The 15900-nt window shown below is 68.4% G+C and carries 16 protein-coding genes; 10 read left to right on the forward strand and 6 right to left on the reverse strand.

Features of this window, described 5'->3' with window-relative positions:
• Nucleotides 1-3: 3 nt before the first annotated feature.
• The 4 genes from nagZ to AC2S9W_RS16245 all read right to left on the reverse strand — a co-directional run bounded on the left by nagZ (nucleotide 4) and on the right by AC2S9W_RS16245 (nucleotide 4412).
• Nucleotides 4-1011 (reverse strand): beta-N-acetylhexosaminidase, encoded by a 1008-nt coding sequence (nagZ, locus tag AC2S9W_RS16230; RefSeq protein WP_076074937.1) that lies wholly within the window; start codon nucleotides 1009-1011, stop codon nucleotides 4-6.
• A 108-nt stretch (nucleotides 1012-1119) separates the two neighbouring features.
• Nucleotides 1120-1896 carry an SPOR domain-containing protein gene (locus AC2S9W_RS16235; RefSeq protein ID WP_067106508.1) on the reverse strand — a complete coding sequence of 259 codons (777 nt, stop codon included), beginning with the start codon at nucleotides 1894-1896 and terminating at the stop codon, nucleotides 1120-1122.
• The gene (argS, locus tag AC2S9W_RS16240; protein ID WP_337180705.1) at nucleotides 1896-3623 is read right to left on the reverse strand and encodes an arginine--tRNA ligase; all 1728 of its coding nucleotides are present in this window, start codon (nucleotides 3621-3623) and stop codon (nucleotides 1896-1898) included. Before argS ends, AC2S9W_RS16235 begins: the two co-directional genes overlap by 1 nt.
• A gap of 150 nt (nucleotides 3624-3773) precedes the next feature.
• Nucleotides 3774-4412: a hypothetical protein gene (locus AC2S9W_RS16245; RefSeq protein WP_486571258.1), complete on the reverse strand. Its 639-nt coding sequence runs from the start codon at nucleotides 4410-4412 to the stop codon at nucleotides 3774-3776.
• Nucleotides 4413-4861: 449 nt separating this feature from the next.
• Here AC2S9W_RS16245 and ispH point away from each other — a divergent pair, with 449 nt between their 5' ends.
• Genes ispH through rnhA form a run of 3 tightly spaced genes read left to right on the forward strand, consistent with a single transcriptional unit; the run spans nucleotide 4862 to nucleotide 7255 of the window.
• A complete protein-coding gene (ispH, locus tag AC2S9W_RS16250; protein ID WP_212596895.1) occupies nucleotides 4862-5833 on the forward strand; it encodes a 4-hydroxy-3-methylbut-2-enyl diphosphate reductase in 972 nt (323 codons plus the stop codon).
• A gap of 13 nt (nucleotides 5834-5846) precedes the next feature.
• Nucleotides 5847-6806: a homoserine kinase gene (thrB, locus tag AC2S9W_RS16255; RefSeq protein ID WP_486571259.1), complete on the forward strand. Its 960-nt coding sequence runs from the start codon at nucleotides 5847-5849 to the stop codon at nucleotides 6804-6806.
• The gene (rnhA, locus tag AC2S9W_RS16260; protein WP_067109118.1) at nucleotides 6803-7255 is read left to right on the forward strand and encodes a ribonuclease HI; all 453 of its coding nucleotides are present in this window, start codon (nucleotides 6803-6805) and stop codon (nucleotides 7253-7255) included. Before thrB ends, rnhA begins: the two co-directional genes overlap by 4 nt.
• A 32-nt stretch (nucleotides 7256-7287) precedes the next feature.
• Here the strand turns inward: rnhA and AC2S9W_RS16265 are convergent, their stop codons facing one another.
• The gene (locus AC2S9W_RS16265; protein WP_076074922.1) at nucleotides 7288-7464 is read right to left on the reverse strand and encodes a YegP family protein; all 177 of its coding nucleotides are present in this window, start codon (nucleotides 7462-7464) and stop codon (nucleotides 7288-7290) included.
• Nucleotides 7465-7552: 88 nt separating this feature from the next.
• Nucleotides 7553-8683, reverse strand: coding sequence for an NAD(P)/FAD-dependent oxidoreductase (locus AC2S9W_RS16270; RefSeq protein WP_486571260.1), 1131 nt, complete (start codon nucleotides 8681-8683; stop codon nucleotides 7553-7555).
• Between the two features lie 109 nt (nucleotides 8684-8792).
• Between AC2S9W_RS16270 and AC2S9W_RS16275 the strand changes: the two genes are divergently transcribed.
• Genes AC2S9W_RS16275 through AC2S9W_RS16305 form a run of 7 tightly spaced genes read left to right on the forward strand, consistent with a single transcriptional unit; the run spans nucleotide 8793 to nucleotide 15881 of the window.
• The gene (locus tag AC2S9W_RS16275; RefSeq protein ID WP_067109112.1) at nucleotides 8793-9281 is read left to right on the forward strand and encodes an A24 family peptidase; all 489 of its coding nucleotides are present in this window, start codon (nucleotides 8793-8795) and stop codon (nucleotides 9279-9281) included.
• Between the two features lie 48 nt (nucleotides 9282-9329).
• Nucleotides 9330-10370: a Flp pilus assembly protein CpaB gene (cpaB, locus tag AC2S9W_RS16280; protein WP_104959729.1), complete on the forward strand. Its 1041-nt coding sequence runs from the start codon at nucleotides 9330-9332 to the stop codon at nucleotides 10368-10370.
• A gap of 1 nt (nucleotide 10371) precedes the next feature.
• Nucleotides 10372-11841: a type II and III secretion system protein family protein gene (locus AC2S9W_RS16285; protein WP_067109107.1), complete on the forward strand. Its 1470-nt coding sequence runs from the start codon at nucleotides 10372-10374 to the stop codon at nucleotides 11839-11841.
• Between the two features lie 26 nt (nucleotides 11842-11867).
• Entirely contained in the window at nucleotides 11868-12512 is a 645-nt protein-coding gene (locus AC2S9W_RS16290; protein ID WP_067109103.1) for a CpaD family pilus assembly protein, read from the forward strand.
• Nucleotides 12509-13798 (forward strand): CpaE/TadZ family protein, encoded by a 1290-nt coding sequence (locus AC2S9W_RS16295; RefSeq protein ID WP_486571261.1) that lies wholly within the window; start codon nucleotides 12509-12511, stop codon nucleotides 13796-13798. The genes AC2S9W_RS16290 and AC2S9W_RS16295 overlap by 4 nt, the downstream gene beginning before the upstream one ends.
• Before the next feature lie 60 nt (nucleotides 13799-13858).
• Nucleotides 13859-14827 carry a type II secretion system F family protein gene (locus tag AC2S9W_RS16300; protein WP_067109097.1) on the forward strand — a complete coding sequence of 323 codons (969 nt, stop codon included), beginning with the start codon at nucleotides 13859-13861 and terminating at the stop codon, nucleotides 14825-14827.
• 13 nt (nucleotides 14828-14840) lie between these two features.
• Nucleotides 14841-15881 carry a type II secretion system F family protein gene (locus AC2S9W_RS16305; protein ID WP_104959730.1) on the forward strand — a complete coding sequence of 347 codons (1041 nt, stop codon included), beginning with the start codon at nucleotides 14841-14843 and terminating at the stop codon, nucleotides 15879-15881.
• The last annotated feature ends 19 nt before the right edge of the window (nucleotides 15882-15900 follow it).

Below are 15900 nucleotides of genomic sequence, written 5' to 3' on the forward strand. Positions count from 1 at the left end.
GCCTCAGGCCACCGCGAGCAGCGCGTCGCGCTGGTCGACGAGCAGGTCGAACGCGCGCGGGTCGTGCGCGCCGGCGATCCGGTCCATCGCACCTTCGAGCCGCGCGAGCGACGCCGGGCCCATCGGATCGAGCGCGTGCGCGATGCCGACCATGTCGTCCATCTTCGCCCAGCAGTTGAGCGCGATGTCGCACCCCGCCGCGATCGCCGCCGCCGCGCGCTGCGGCACGCCGCCCGACAAGGCCTTCATGTCGAGGTCGTCGGTCATCAGCAGGCCGTGGAAACCGATACGCTGGCGGATCACATGGTCGATGACGAAAGGCGACAGCGTCGCGGGCCGATCGGCGTCCCAGGCGTCGAAGACGACGTGGCAGGTCATCGCCATCGCGGCATCGCGCAGCGCCGCGAAGGGCGCGAGATCGGTCTGGAGATCGTGATCGGACGCGGTGACGACCGAAAGCGCCTCGTGCGAATCGAACCGGGCGCGGCCGTGGCCGGGGATATGCTTGACGACGCCGAGCACGCCGCCCGCCTGCAATCCGCCGAGGATCGCGCGGCCGAGCGCGGCGACGCGCATCGGCTCGCTGCCCAGCGCGCGGTCGCCGATGACGTCGCTCGCGCCCGGCTGGCGCACGTCGAGCAGCGGCAGGCAGTCGACCGTGATGCCGACCTCCGCCAGCATCACCGCGAGCGCCATCGCATTGAGCCGCGCCGCCTCGATCGCGCTCGCCGGCGCGCGCTCGTACAGCGCGTCGAAGGCCGCGCCGCTGGGGAAATCGGGCCATTCGGGCGCCTTCATGCGCGCGACGCGCCCGCCCTCCTGATCGATCAGGATCGGCAGCGGGTCGCGGCCGTCGAGGCTGCGCAGATCGTCGGTGAGGCGCCGCAGCTGGTCGCGATTCGCGATATTGCGTCCGAACAGGATGTAGCCCGCGGGCTGGCTGTCGCGGAAGAAGGCGCGCTCGTCTTCGGTCAGGGTCAGGCCCGACAGGCCGAAAATGGCGGGTATCATCGTGCGTCAACCTCCATCGGTCGGCGCCCCCTCATGCGGCAACCAGATCGAGCATCATGCCATAGCCGCGCCGCCGAACCAATGCCGCGTGCGGCGGGGCGGGTCGATTCAGCGGACGATGACGCAATTTTCGCCGGCAACGCGCAATTTTCCGCACAGGCCGGCCGCATTGGCCGCCGTTCCCGCCGAAACGCGCAGGCGATAGACGGTGCTGTCGCCGACCTTCGCCGGCGAGACCGAGCGATTGAGCTCCGCGAGATAGGCGAAACGCTTCGACAGGTTCGTCCACGCCTTGGTCGCCGCCGCCTCGCTGCTGAAGGCGCCGAGCTGGACCATCGTCGTGCCGCCGGGCGCAGGCGCCTCTTTCGCCGTGTCTTCGGCGGTCTTGACCGACATGGCGGCGGGCTTCGGCTTGCCCTTGTCGGCGGCCGCGATGCGCGCCGCCTCCGCCTTCGCGGCCGTCGCCTTGTCGGCGCTGGTCTTTGCGGCGGCCGCCCTGGCCGCCGCTTCGCGTTCGGCGGGAGTCACCGCGGGTTCTTCGGGCATGCGGCTGGGATCGACGCGGCCCGCGGGCTCGGCGCCCTCGCTCGCGGCGAAGCTGGCGTCGCCTTCGCCCTCGAAGGTCCGGGCGGCATCGTTGCTCGGCACGACCTTGTAATCGCCGTCCTGCGCAGCGATCAGTTCGCCCTTGCCGCGCGCGCCGCCGTTCTGGATCCACCACAGGCCGCCGAGCACGGCGCCGATCAGCAGCAGCCCGCCGAGCACCATGACGAGCAGGCGCACCGGCGACACTTCGCCGTCATCCTCGAAATCCTCCGCAGCCTCCAGCCAGGGCAGGCGATCTTCGCCCTCCAGACCCAGCCCAGCGTCCGTCTCTTCGGCCATCACAGCATCTCCTCGAGCGCCTCGACCCCCATCAGGTGCAGCCCGTTGCGGATAACCTGCCCGATTCCGTCGGCCAAATAAAGCCGCGTCGCGGTCAGTTCGGCGTCCTGCGTCAATATGATACGCGCCTCGGGCCGGTCGTTGCCCATGTTCCACCACGCGTGGAAGGCGGCGGCGACCTCCCCCAGATAAAAGGCGATGCGGTGGGGCTCGCGCGCCGCCGCGGCCGATTCGACGATGCGCGGGAATTGCGCGAGCAGCTTGACGAGGCCGAGTTCATGATCGTCGAGCCGCGCCGGGTTCGGCGCCGCGGGGGCGATCCCCGCCTCCGCGAGCTTGCGCTTGAGCGACGCGATCCGCGCATGCGCATATTGGACATAGAAGACCGGATTGTCGCGCGACGCCTCGACCACCTTGGCAAAATCGAAATCCATCTGCGCGTCGGCCTTGCGCGTCAGCATGGTGAAGCGCACCGCGTCCTTGCCGACCTCGTCGACGATGTCGGCGAGCGTCACGAAATTGCCCGCGCGCTTCGACATCTTGAACGGCTCGCCATTCTTGAGCAGGCGGACCATCTGGACGAGCTTGACGTCGAAGCGCGTCTTGCCGCCGGTCAGCGCCGCGACCGCGGCCTTGATGCGCTTGACCGTTCCGGCATGGTCGGCGCCCCAGATGTCGATCAGTTCGTCGGCATTCTGCGCCTTCTGGTAATGATAGGCGAGGTCGGCGCCGAAATAGGTCCAGCTTCCGTCCGATTTCCGGATCGGCCGGTCCTGATCGTCGCCGAAACGCGTCGAGCGGAACAGCGGCAGTTCGACCGCTTCCCAATCATCAGGCGTCTCGCCCTTCGGGGCTTCGAGCAGGCCATCGTAGACGAGATCATGCTCGCGCAGCCACGCCTCGGCCGCGGCGGGCTTGCCCGCGGCCTGCAATTCGGCCTCCGACGCGAAAAGGTCGTGATGGATGCCCAGCTTGGCGAGGTCGGCGCGGATCATGTCCATCATCGCCGCCACGGCGACCTTGCGGAACGGCACCAGCCATTCGCTTTCGGGCGCCGTCACGAAGCGGTCGCCATATTCGGCGGCGAGGCTTTCGCCGACCGGCTTCAGATAGTCGCCGGGATAGAGCCCTTCGGGGATCGCCCCGATCGCCTCGCCAAGCGCTTCGCGGTAGCGCAGGTGCGCCGAGCGCGCGAGCACGTCGACCTGCGCGCCGGCGTCGTTGACATAATATTCGCGCGTGACCCGATGCCCGACATATTCGAGCAGCGCGGCGAGCGCGTCGCCGACGACCGCACCGCGGCAATGGCCGACGTGCATCGGGCCGGTGGGATTCGCCGAGACATATTCGACGTTGACGCGGCGCCCCGCGCCGACCGCCGACCGCCCGTAATCTTCGCGCTGCGCGTGGACCAGCGCCAGTTCGGCGCGCCAGCTTTCGTCGGCGAGGCGCAGGTTGATGAAGCCGGGACCGGCGACGCTCGCCTCGACCACCTCATCGAGCGCGCCCAGTTGCTGCACGAGTTGTTCGGCGAGCGCGCGCGGGTTGGTCCCGGCCGGCTTGGCGAGCACCATCGCCGCGTTGGTCGCGACGTCGCCGTGCGACGGATCGCGCGGCGGTTCGACGCTGATCGCACCGCGGTCGAGCCCGGCGGGCAGCGCGCCCTGCGCGACGAGCGCATCGAGCGCGGCGTTGATATGGTCGGAAAAACGGCTGAACAGGGTCACGGCATCGGGCCTATCTTGGGTCGGACGGAATGGAGCGCGCCCTACCGCAGCTTGGCGGGCGCGAAAAGCCCCGCGTCGCCCGGACCGGGGCGCTGGCGCGGGCGGGGGCGCGGAAGGCCGGCGAACGGCGCCGCGGCGGCGGCGCGCGCCCTATCGTCGGACGTTGTATTCGAGCTGGTCCTGCGTGAGCTGGAAGCCGACGAGCAGTTCGAAGCTCGAACGCTGGACGGCGGCGCGCACCTCGGGCTGGCTGAGCGGATCGATCGCGGCGTCCTGATCGCCCGCCTTGCGCTTGCGGGTGATGCGTTCCTGAATGTCGGCGGGCAGCGTCGCGGCGGCCCGGTCGACATAGGCCGACGCCTGGCCGTGGCCGACCGCGCGCGTCTGACCGGCGGGGAAGGTCACGCTGACCTGGCCCAGCCGCTTGGCGACGATCGCGGTGCCGCCCTGCACGACGGTCGCGAAATAGGGGAGCGTCACCGTGCGTTCCGCCCCCGCGTCGCGGCGCGTCGCGACGACGTCGAACGACGCGAGCTGGAACACCTTCTCGCCGCCCTCGTTGCACTGCGGCGCGAGATTGGTGATCGCGGCGACGACGTCGATCGCGCTGGCGTCGCGGCTGGTCGCCGGGTCGAACAGGGTGATGTCGCCGGTATGGAGCGGCACTGCCACCGCCGGACATGTCGAGCGCGTCGCGGTGATGCCGACGCCGGCCGACACGTCGATCTCGTTGTCGCCGGCGCAGCCAGCCACCATCGTCAAGGCCGCCGCCCCGCAGAGCATCGTCATTGTCTTACGGAGCGAAGGCGAAATGGGGGTCATGATGATCGAGCTTTCCAAACGGGTGCGGCGGGACGGACAATCTCGCGCCCTAGAGCACTGAACGATTAGATTGAATCGTTCAGTGCTCTAAGGCGTGTGGGGGTTCATCTTGCGACTGTCCTTTATCGTGTGTCCCCGCGAAGGCGGGGACCCATCTGCGGTGGTTTCGAGATGGAACCGGCCGAAGATGGACCCCCGCCTTCGCGGGGGAACACGGCTTCATACAATATCGCGGCGATAGACTCTGAATCCCCACAAGCCTTAGTTTCTTCACTGTTTTCCGCATTCTCCGAGTCGTCAGGTGATTCCATCTGACTAGAGAATGCTCTATGCGCGCCGCTTCTTATCGGTGCGATGAACGCGGCGCAACGGGGAGCTTTACCGCATGGCGCCTGCTGCGCTAGAGCGCGCGCACCATGAACGCCCTTTCCCCCCTGACGCCGGGCCGTGCCGAACTGACCGTTCTGGTCGCCGCTCCGCACGGTTTCTGCGCCGGCGTCGACCGCGCGATCCGCATCGTCGAACTGGCGATCGAACGCTATGGCGCGCCCGTCTATGTCCGGCACGAGATCGTCCACAACCGCTATGTCGTCGACGCGCTGAAGGCGAAGGGCGCCATCTTCGTCGAATCGCTGAGCCAGGTCCCCGACGGCGTGCCGGTGGTGTTCAGCGCCCACGGCGTTCCCAAGGCGGTGCCCGCGAAGGCCGAAGCGCGCGGGCTCGACTATATCGACGCCACCTGTCCGCTGGTGTCCAAGGTCCACCGTCAGGCCGAGCGCGCGAACGAGGCGGGGCGCCACATCATCTTCATCGGCCACGCCGGCCATCCCGAGGTGATCGGCACGCTGGGGCAGCTTCCCGAAGGCGCGATGACGCTGGTGGAATCGGTCGACGACGTCGCGACGCTGACGCCGCCCGATCCCGACAAGCTGGCCTTCCTGACCCAGACGACGCTGTCGGTCGACGATACCGCCAGCGTCGTCGCCGCGCTGCGCCACCGTTTTCCGTCGATCCAGGGTCCGCGCGGCGAGGATATCTGCTATGCGACATCGAACCGGCAGGACGCGGTGAAGGCAATCGCGCCGCGTTGCGACCGGGTGATCGTGATCGGCGCCCCGAACAGTTCGAACAGCCTGCGGCTCGTCGAGGTCGCCGAACGGCTCGGCACCCCGGCGCACCTGATCCAGCGCGGGGTGGACATCGACCCCGCGTGGCTGGCCGACATCGCCACGCTGGGGATCACCGCCGGCGCCAGCGCGCCCGAAACGCTGGTCCGCGAAGTCATCGACGCCGTAGCCGCCCACCGCCCGATCGCCGAGCAGACGATCGTGTCCGCGGAGGAGAATATGGTGTTCAAGCTGCCCCGCGGGCTCGAACCGGCGGCATAAGGACCAAAGCCCGATGGCCGTTTACACGCACGTCGACCCCGACGACCTCGCCGCGCTGGTCGCCCGCTACGCCATCGGCACCGTCGTGTCATGCAAGGGCATCGCCGAAGGGGTCGAGAACAGCAATTTCCTGCTCGAGACGACGGACGGCCGTTTCATCCTGACCCTCTATGAAAAGCGGGTGCAGGCGGGCGACCTGCCCTTCTTCGTCGACCTGCTCGGCCATCTTGCCGATCATGGCTGCCCGGTTCCGGCGATGATCCGCGACCGCGACGGCGAGGCGATCCAGCGGATTTCGGACCGCGCCGCGTGCATCATCCAGTTCCTGCCCGGCATCTCGCCGAGCCATCCGATGCCGAGCCAGTGCGAGGCGGTCGGCGCGGCGCTCGGCGCGATGCACCGCGCGGCCGCCAGCTTCCCCGGCGGGCGCGAGAACAGCATGGGCCATCGCCACTGGCGCGCCATCGCCGAGGCGACCGGCGACCTCGACGCGGTGATTTCGGGTTTGCAGGATCTGGTCGACGCAGAGCTCGCTTTCCTCGATGCCCACTGGCCGGGCGATCTGCCCGCGCATGTGATCCATGCCGACCTGTTTCCCGACAATGTGCTGATGCTGGGCGACCGGGTGACGGGGTTGATCGACTTCTATTTCGCGGCGAGCGATTTCCGCGCCTATGACCTCGCGGTCACGCACGCCTCTTGGACATTCTCCGACGACGGCCGCCATTGCGACCCGGCGCGCGCGCAGGCGCTGATGCGCGGCTATGCCCGCGAGATCGCACTGACCGACGCCGAGGTCGCGGCGCTGCCGCTGCTCGCGCGCGGCGCGGCGCTGCGCTTCCTGCTGACCCGCGCGCACGACTGGGTCCATACCCCCGCCGACGCGCTGGTCACCCGCAAGGACCCGGCCCCGCTCCTCGCCCGCCTGCGTCGCTATCAGGCGCATGATGCCGCGGCGCTGTTCGCGGTATGAACGACACGCGGACGGTCGTCATCGCCACCGACGGCGCGTGCAAGGGCAACCCCGGACCCGGCGGCTGGGGCGCGGTGCTGCGCTGGGGCGACGCGGTGAAGACGCTGGCGGGCGGCGAACCCGATACGACGAACAACCGCATGGAACTGATGGCCGCGATCGAGGCGCTCGCCGCGCTCAGGCGAAGCTGCAACATCGAGCTGTCGACCGACAGCGTCTATGTCCGCGACGGCATCACCAAATGGGTGCACGGCTGGCAGAAGAACGGCTGGAAGACCGCCGCGAAGAAACCCGTCGCCAACGCCGACCTGTGGCAAAGGCTGCTGAGCGAGGCGAAACGCCATCGCATCGAATGGCTGTGGGTCAAGGGCCACGCCGGGCACGGCGACAACGAACTGGCCGACCGGCTGGCGAGCGACGCGGCGCTGGAGGTCGCGCGGGCGCGCTGAACGCCCGCGCGCGCTTCCCCTGTTCGGCGTCCCTATTCGGCCTCGCGGACCTCGGCGCCCGGGCCGTTCTTCAGGATCGACTCGATCGCATTTTTGGCCGAGGCCTTGCTGGTATAGCCTTCGGTCCAGAAGATCGGCTCGCTGTTATATTTGAAATAGGCGACGAACTCGCCCTTCTTGTTCTTCTTGATCTCGAAATAATGCGCCATCGGGTCCTCCGCGTTTCGGGGTGCCGCCGGCTCGCGGCGGCCAGGCCATGGTAAGCCGCCCGTTTCGCGTTGCAAGGGCGCGTTGCGGTCAGGCGAAGCGCGCGGGCGAAAAGGCGGCGGGATCGATCGCGCCGATCGCTCCACCCGGCATCGGCGCGCCGAGTTCGGCGGCGAGCAGGGCGCTGATCGCGGGCGCGGTCTGGATGCCGAAGCCGCCCTGCCCCGCGCACCAGACGAAGCCCGGAACATGCGGATCGGCCCCGAAGACCGGCAGGCGATCGGGCGCGAAGCTGCGCAGGCCGGCCCATTTGCGCTCGACCGCCGCGACCGGCCAGTCGACCACCGCCTGCAATCGCGCGATCGCGAGCGCGACGTCGATGTCCTCGGGCGCGGCATCGCCGGGGGGCGCCGGCGTTTCGTCGTGCGGGCTCAGCCAGATGCGCCGCTCTCCCGCGCCCTTGAAATAGAAATCGCCGCCGACATGGACGATCAGCGGCAGCGCGGCCGGAACCGGCGCGCCCAGCCGGACCTGCGCCATGGTGCGGCGATAGGGCCGGATGCCCATCGGCGCCGCGCCGCAGGCGGCCGCGACGCGATCCGCCCACGCTCCGGCGGCATTGACGATCACCGCGGCGCGCACGGTCCCCCGCCCGGTCTCGACCGTCCAGCCGTCGGCTTCGCGGCGCGCAGCGATCAGCGGCGCACGCGTCGCCAGCATCGCCCCGCCCCGCCGCGCCGCGCGCAGGCACGCCGCATGCAGCGCCGCGACATCGATGTCGCGGCACGAGGGTTCGGACGCGGCCGCGGTCCACCCGGCGCGCAGGCCCGGCACCCGCGCCGCGAGTTCGGCGGCCTCCAGCGGCGCGACATCGACGCCGCGCGCGGCGAAGGTGGCGATGAACACATCCACAATCGGCGCCTCTTCGGTGCGGCCGACGATCAGCGAGGAGCGCGGCAGCAGGAACGGCCGGTCCGAAAAAGCCGGGTCGGGATGCGCGAGCGCCTCGAACGAGGCGGCGGTGAGCGGCTGAACGCCCGGCCCGCCGTAGCTTTGTTGCCAGAAGGCCGCCGACCGCCCCGTCGCATGATAGCCGGGCGCGTCCTCCGCCTCGATCATCAGCACCCGGCGATGGGGCGCGAGCGCCGCCGCCAGCCCGCTTCCCGCCATGCCTGCCCCGACGATGAGAACATCGGTTGCGGAAGGGAAAGCAGCGGTCATGCAGCCGCGCATATCGGCTGGACGGCGGAATGCAAGCGGCGGGCCCAATGAACCGCAGCTCTGCACATGGTTACGCTTTGGTAAGCCATCATGCTTAAGGGACGGGGCCATGGACCGTAGCTCGATCGCTTTTGGCCTGATGGCATTGCTCGCCGCGCTGATGATCGCCGCCGCGGTCAGCGACCTGCGGTCGCGGTCGATCTCGAACGGGCTGAACGGCACGATCGCGCTGCTCGCCATTCCCTTCTGGATCGCGAGCGGCCTGTCGCTGTGGCCCGACATTCCGATCCAGTTCGGCGCCGCCTTCGCGGTATTCCTGCTGTTCGCCGGGCTGTTCGCCATCGGCGCGATGGGCGGCGGCGACGTCAAGATGATCGGCGCGGTGATGCTGTGGATTCCGTTGCCGCTGTTCGTTCCCATGCTGACCGTCATGGCACTGGGCGGCGGCCTGCTGTCCGCGATCATGCTCGTTCACATCAAGCTGCGCCCGTCGGGCAAGCCGGTCGAGGTCCCCTATGGGGTCGCGATCGCGGCGGCCGGACTTTGGGCGCTTCACCAACACTATCTTAACCAGTTTCAGTTTATCGGATCGGCCTGAGGGTAGGCACAGCCGTTTCTGGTGGGTGCAGGAGGGCGAAAAATCGTCATGGATATGCGAAAGATTATGCTGATCGTCGGCGCGCTGGTCATTGCGGTCAGTGCGGCGTTCGGAGTCAATCTGATGATGCGCGGGTCTTCGACCCCGCCCGCCCGTGCGGCGGCGGCCCCGGAAATTTCCGGCCCGATGATCCTGGTCGCAACGCGGCAACTGCCGGTGGGCACGATCATCGGCCCCGACAGCTTCCGTTTTCAGCCGTGGCCGACCGAACTGGTCGAGAAGGCCTATTTCCTGAAGGACAAGACCGACGTCAACACGCTGGTCGGCACCGTGGTGCGCTATCCGATCACCGCGGGCCAGCCGCTGACGCAGGGCGCGCTCGTCCACCCCGACGACCGCGGCTTCCTGGCCGCGGCGCTCGGCCCGGGCATGCGCGCCGTCACGGTGAAGGTGTCGCAGGAACAGGGCGTCGCCGGCTTCGTCTTTCCGGGCGACCGCGTCGACGTGCTGCTGTCGCAGGAGATTTCGGTCAAGGAAGGCAGCGCCTATCCCGACGACCAGCTCTTCACCGCGGAAACGATCGTGCGCAACGTGCGCGTCCTCGCGACCGACCAGCGCTACGATGCCGAGGACGAGACGGGCAAGACGCCGGTCCGCACCTTCGGTTCGGTGACGCTCGAGGCGACGCCCGAGATCGCGGAGAAGATCGCCGTCGCCCAGAACATGGGCCGGCTGTCGCTGGCGCTGCGTCCGCTGGCCGAAAGCACCGGCGACCTCGAATCGGCGATCGCGTCGGGCGAGATCGACGTGCCGGCCAAGGGCGGCACCGTCGCCGAACGCAAGATGCTGGCCGAAGCCGCCGCGCGTCCGACCGCCAGCCGCTCGTCGGCCACCACCGGCGGCGACGTCTCGCGCTTCTGGGTGCCGGTCCGGGGTCGTGTCACGGCGCCGCGCCAGCCGCAGCAGCAGTCGATGGCGGACACGCCGGCAGCGGCATACGGGGGCACGGCTCAGGCCGCACCGCGGGGCCCTGTCGTCCGCGTGACGCGCGGCGACAAGACCACCGAAGTTCCGGTTGGGGGTAAGTAAGATGAACAGCAAAGCCAATTTCAAGGCAGCGGCGCTCGCCCGTACCCTGGCCGTCGGCCTAGTCGCGGCAACCCTGGCCGCCGCCCCGTCGCAGCCCGCAACCGCGCAGGCGACGCAGAATGCCAGCAGCAGCATCGACCTGTCGGTCGGCCGCGGGCGCCTGATCAACCTGCCCGCCCCGATGGCCGACGTCTTCGTCGCCGACGACAAGGTCGCCGACGTGCAGGTGCGGTCGAACCGCCAGCTCTACATCTTCGGCAAGGCGCCGGGCGAGACGAGCATCTATGCGACCGACGCCGGCGGCCGCGTCGTCTATTCGACGGTTGCGCGGGTCGGCAACAATATCGAGACGATCGACCAGATGCTGACGCTGGCGATGCCCGACGCGAAGATCGCGGCGAACACGATGAACGGCTTCGTCCTGCTGACCGGCACCGTCCAGTCGCCCGACGACGCGGCGGAGGCCGAACGGCTGGTGCAGGCGTTCGTCGGCGAACAGACCAAGGTGCTGTCGCGCCTGCGCACGGCGACGCCGCTGCAGGTCAATCTGCAGGTGCGGATCGCCGAAGTGAACCGCTCGCTGGTCAAGGAGATGAGCGGCAACCTGCTGACGCGCGACATGACGGGCGGCTTCCTGGGCGGCGTGTTCAGGGGGCGCAAGGCCGGCACGATCACCACCAATCCCGACGGATCGACCAGCTACACGGTCGAGACGCCCACCGGCATCAACAGCCTGGCGGCCGCCGGACGGCTGTTCGGCGTCGACCTGATCGCTTCGCTCGACCTCGGCGAACGCTCGGGGATGGTCGCCACGCTCGCCCAGCCCAATCTGACCGCGATTTCCGGCGAGACCGCCGACTTCCTGGCGGGCGGCGAATATCCGGTTCCGATCCCCGGCAACTTCGCCGGAACGACGATCGAATATCGCAAATATGGCGTCAGCCTCGCCTACACGCCGACCGTGCTGTCGAACGGCCGGATCAGCCTGCGCGTGCGGCCGGAAGTATCCGAACTGACGACCGACGGCGCGATCGAACTCGACGGGTTCCAGGTTCCGGCGCTCACCGTGCGTCGTGCCGAAACGACCGTCGAACTGGGTTCGGGCGAAAGCTTCATGATCGCGGGACTGATGAACAATCGTTCGGTCGGCGCGATCGACAAGGTTCCCGGCCTCGGCGACGTGCCGATCCTGGGCAGCCTGTTCAAGTCGGACAGCTTCCGCCGCGGCGAAACCGAGCTGGTGATCGTCGTCACCCCCTATCTGGTGAACCCGGTTTCGGCGAACGAGATCAAGCTGCCGACCGACGCCTTCCGCGTTTCCGACGACGCGTCGCGGCTGCTGCTCGGCAAATCGAGCGACGGCGTCACCGGCGGCGACCGTCCCAAGCCGCAGCTCGACGGCGCGCCCGGCGACGCCACCCGCCCGCGCGGCAGCGGCGACGTTTCGCCCGGTTTCAGCCTCAGCAAGTAAGGCGCTGGTTTTCAGGAGCTAAAGTGATGAAGAAGATCGCAACTCTGACCGCCCTGGGACTGGCGACCGCGCTGGCCGGATGCACCGGCTCGGCCTACAGCAACCGCAGCCTCGAATCGGTCCACCAGCCGCTGGTGCGCAACGCCACCTATCATTTCGACGTCGCGGCGACGAACGGCGATCTGCCGCCCAGCGAGCAGGGCCGCCTCGAAGGCTGGCTCGACGCGATGGGCGCGCGTTATGGCGACCGCATCGCGGTCGAGGATTCCTCGACCTATGGCGCCGCGGCGGCGCAGGCCACGGTGCGCTCGATCGTCGAGAAGCGCGGGCTGCTGCTGAGCCGAGAGGCCCCGGTGACCGAAGGATCGGTCGCCCCCGGCCATCTGCGCGTCGTGATCACGCGGGCGAGCGCGCATGTTCCGGGCTGTCCCGACTGGGCGAGCAACTATTCGATCAACCCGACCAACGCGACCTCGTCCAACTATGGCTGCGCGACCAACAGCAATCTCGCCGCGATGGTCGCCGACCCGAACGACCTGATCAAGGGCGCGTCGAACGACCGCAGCGACCCGGCCGCCGCGACCAAGGCGATCAAGACCTATCGCGAGAAGCCGCAGACCGGCGCGGGCGAACTGCGCGGTCAGTCGACCAGCAACGGAGGTGCCAAGTGAACGCTCCCTTCAAAGCCGCGGGGCTGCGCGACCCGTTCAACGCCTTCGTCTGCGACGACGATACGCTGGAGCTGATCCGCGTCGCCGCGGGCGACATGGGCTGGCCGATCGAGAAGTGCAACAAGGGCGGCCTGCGCAACGCGGTGCAGTCGCTGTCGGTGTCGGCAAGCCCGAACATCCTGTTCGTCGACATGTCCGAATCGGGCGATCCGATCAACGACATCAACGCGCTGGCCGAAGTGTGCGAGCCCGGAACGGTGGTGATCGCCGCCGGGCAGGTCAACGACGTCCGCCTGTATCGCGACCTGCTGTCGAGCGGCATCCAGGACTATCTGCTGAAGCCGCTGTCGCTCGATCAGGTCCGCGAATCGCTGGCGATGGCGCAGGCGATGCTGACCGCGCCCAAGCATGGCGACGTGCACGACGACAAGCCGCACCACATGACGGCGGTGGTCGGGGTGCGCGGCGGCGTCGGCGCGTCGCTGGTATCCACCTCGCTCGCCTGGGTGACGAGCGAGCAGGCCGGCCGCCAGACCGCGCTGCTCGACCTCGACGTCCATTTCGGCACCGGCGCGCTGACGCTCGACCTCGAGCCGGGGCGCGGCCTGATCGACGCGATCGACAATCCGAGCCGCATCGACGGCCTGTTCATCGAGCGCGCGATGGTGCGCGCGTCGGACAAGCTGAGCCTGCTGTCGGCCGAGGCGCCGATCCACCAGCCGGTGATGACCGACGGGTCGGCGTTCTTCCAGCTCGAGGAGGAATTGCGCGGCGCCTTCGAGATGACGATCGTCGACATCCCGCGGCACGTGCTGATCCCCTTCCCGCACCTGGTGTCGGAAGCCGGGACGATCCTGCTGGTCAGCGACGTGACGCTCGCCTCGGCGCGCGACACGATCCGCCTGCTGTCCTGGTTCAAGCAGAACATCCCCGCGGCGCGGGTGATCCTGGTCGCGAACAAGTTCCAGAGCGCGATCGGCGAACTGTCGCGCAAGGAATTCGAATCGTCGATCGAGCGGTCGATCGACATCGTCATCCCCTTCGATCCGAAGCTGGTCAGCCAGGCCGCAAAGCTCGGCAAGTCCTATGCGGAAATCTGCAAGGGCACCAAGGGCGCGCAGGCGTGGACCAATCTGATGCGCCTGATCCTCGACGGCGCCGACGGCGACGGCGAGGAGGTCGCGGCGCCGGCCGCGAAGGGCGGCGCGAAGGACGCGGCCAGCGGATCGCTGCTCGGCAAGCTGGGCGGCATCGGCAATCTGATGGCGAAAAAGGGCGCAAAATAAGGGGGTGAAGCGGCCGCTTCGGCGGCCGTCGCGACACCCCTCAACCGGATGAATCCGACCATGAACCTGCCAGTGATCCTCATCATCGCCACCGCCTTTCTGGCTTTCGCGGCGCTTGTCGTCCTGCTGGGCGGCCCCTCGGCCGGGAAAGCCAAGTCGCGGCGGCTGGCATCGGTGAAGGATCGGCACGCGGCCTCGACCGAGGCGGTGGTCGCGGCGCAGATGCGCAAGACGATCCAGGCGTCGAGTGCCGGGAGCAACCGGCTGTCGAGCCTGATGCCGCGCCGCGAGCAGATGGAACTGCGCCTGCGCCGGACCGGCAAGACGTGGAACATCACCCAATATATGTTCGCGACGATGATCCTGTTCGTCGTCGTGGCGGCGCTGATGCTGATCATGCGCGCGCCGTTCATGCTGGCGATCCTGTTCGGCCTGCTGGCGGGGATCGGCCTGCCCTATATGATCGTCGGCCGCCTGATCAAGAAACGCGTGACCCAGTTCACCACCCGCTTTCCCGATGCGATCGACCTGCTGGTGCGCGGGTTGCGGTCGGGCCTGCCGGTCACCGAGACCTTTCAGGTCGTCAGCCAGGAACTGCCCGGTCCGGTGGGCGAGGAATTCCGCGGAATCATCGAGCGCATCCGCATCGGCAACACGATGGAGGCCGCGCTGCAGGAATCGGCCGACATGCTCGGCACGCCCGAATTCCAGTTCTTCTGCATCACGATCGCGATCCAGCGCGAGACCGGCGGCAATCTGGCCGAAACGCTGGGCAACCTGTCCGACGTGCTGCGCAAGCGCGCGCAGATGAAGCTCAAGATCCGCGCCATGTCGTCGGAAGCCAAGGCCTCCGCCTATATCGTCGGCTCGCTGCCCTTCTTCGTGTTCGGTATCGTCTGGATGATGAACCCCGAATATCTGAGCGGATTCTTCCACGAGGAGCGGCTGATGATCGCCGGGATGGGCGGGCTGATCTGGATGAGCCTGGGCGCCTTCATCATGTCGCGCATGATCAGTTTCGAGATTTGAGGACGCCGACCCGATGACCAGCAGCCTCCTCCTCACCGCCTTCACCGGAGCCCAGCCGGGCCCGACGCTTCTGGGCGTCGATGTCGTCTGGGCGGCGACCATGCTCGCCGTCGTCGGCGTGCTCGCGGTGCTCGTCGCCATTTATGGCGCGCTGACCGTGCGCGATCCGATGGCGAAGCGCGTCAAGGCGCTCAACGAACGCCGCGAACAGCTCAAGGCCGGGATCACCGCATCGACCGCGAAGCGCCGCGCGCGGCTGGTCCGCAAGAACCAGACCGCCGACCGGATGCGGACCTTCCTCGGCAAGCTGCAGGTGCTTCAGGAAGAGCAGATCAAGGATGTGCAGCAGAAGCTGGCGCAGGCCGGCATCCGCTCCAAGGACCTCGCCGTCGCCGTCATCTTCGGGCGGCTGGTGCTGCCGATCCTGCTCGGCGGCCTGGCGGCCTTCCTGATCTATGGCATCGACATGTGGCCCGATATGACGCCGATGAAGCGTTCGGGCTTTACCATGGCGGCATTGATCCTCGGCTACAAGGCGCCCGACCTGTTCGTGCAGAACAAGCGCCAGAAGCGCACCGACGCGATCCGCAAGGGGCTTCCCGACGCGCTCGACCTGCTCGTGATCTGCGCCGAGGCCGGCCTGACCGTCGACGCCGCCTTCTCGCGCGTGTCGCGCGAGCTCGGCCGCGCCTATCCCGAACTGGGCGAGGAATTCGCGCTGACCTCGATCGAGCTCGGCTTCCTGACCGAGCGTCGTCAGGCGTTCGAGAATCTGGCCTATCGCGTCAATCTGGAAGCGGTGAAGGGCGTGGTCACGACCATGATCCAGACCGAGAAATACGGCACCCCGCTGGCCAGCGCGCTGCGCGTCCTGTCGGCGGAATTCCGCAACGAGCGCATGATGCGCGCCGAGGAAAAGGCCGCGCGCCTGCCCGCGATCATGACGGTGCCGCTGATCCTGTTCATCCTGCCGTGCCTTTTCATCGTGATCTTGGGTCCGGCGGCCTGCTCGCTCAAGGACGCGCTCGCCGGCGCGATGGGCGGCGGAAGCTGAAAGCGGGGCGGGCCCAGGC

The sequence above is a fragment of the Sphingopyxis sp. 550B genome (assembly GCF_057401805.1).

Bases quoted from the DNA above. Each gene is read 5' to 3' on its own strand.
- AC2S9W_RS16245 (WP_486571258.1), bottom strand. From the start codon at position 4,412: ATGACGATGCTCTGCGGGGCGGCGGCCTTGACGATGGTGGCTGGCTGC.
- AC2S9W_RS16300 (WP_067109097.1), top strand. From the start codon at position 13,859: ATGAACCTGCCAGTGATCCTCATCATCGCCACCGCCTTTCTGGCTTTC.
- ispH (WP_212596895.1), top strand. From the start codon at position 4,862: ATGAACGCCCTTTCCCCCCTGACGCCGGGCCGTGCCGAACTGACCGTT.
- thrB (WP_486571259.1), top strand. From the start codon at position 5,847: ATGGCCGTTTACACGCACGTCGACCCCGACGACCTCGCCGCGCTGGTC.
- AC2S9W_RS16290 (WP_067109103.1), top strand. From the start codon at position 11,868: ATGAAGAAGATCGCAACTCTGACCGCCCTGGGACTGGCGACCGCGCTG.
- cpaB (WP_104959729.1), top strand. From the start codon at position 9,330: ATGGATATGCGAAAGATTATGCTGATCGTCGGCGCGCTGGTCATTGCG.
- AC2S9W_RS16265 (WP_076074922.1), bottom strand. From the start codon at position 7,464: ATGGCGCATTATTTCGAGATCAAGAAGAACAAGAAGGGCGAGTTCGTC.
- AC2S9W_RS16305 (WP_104959730.1), top strand. From the start codon at position 14,841: ATGACCAGCAGCCTCCTCCTCACCGCCTTCACCGGAGCCCAGCCGGGC.
- rnhA (WP_067109118.1), top strand. From the start codon at position 6,803: ATGAACGACACGCGGACGGTCGTCATCGCCACCGACGGCGCGTGCAAG.
- AC2S9W_RS16270 (WP_486571260.1), bottom strand. From the start codon at position 8,683: ATGACCGCTGCTTTCCCTTCCGCAACCGATGTTCTCATCGTCGGGGCA.
- AC2S9W_RS16275 (WP_067109112.1), top strand. From the start codon at position 8,793: ATGGACCGTAGCTCGATCGCTTTTGGCCTGATGGCATTGCTCGCCGCG.
- AC2S9W_RS16235 (WP_067106508.1), bottom strand. From the start codon at position 1,896: ATGGCCGAAGAGACGGACGCTGGGCTGGGTCTGGAGGGCGAAGATCGC.
- AC2S9W_RS16285 (WP_067109107.1), top strand. From the start codon at position 10,372: ATGAACAGCAAAGCCAATTTCAAGGCAGCGGCGCTCGCCCGTACCCTG.
- nagZ (WP_076074937.1), bottom strand. From the start codon at position 1,011: ATGATACCCGCCATTTTCGGCCTGTCGGGCCTGACCCTGACCGAAGAC.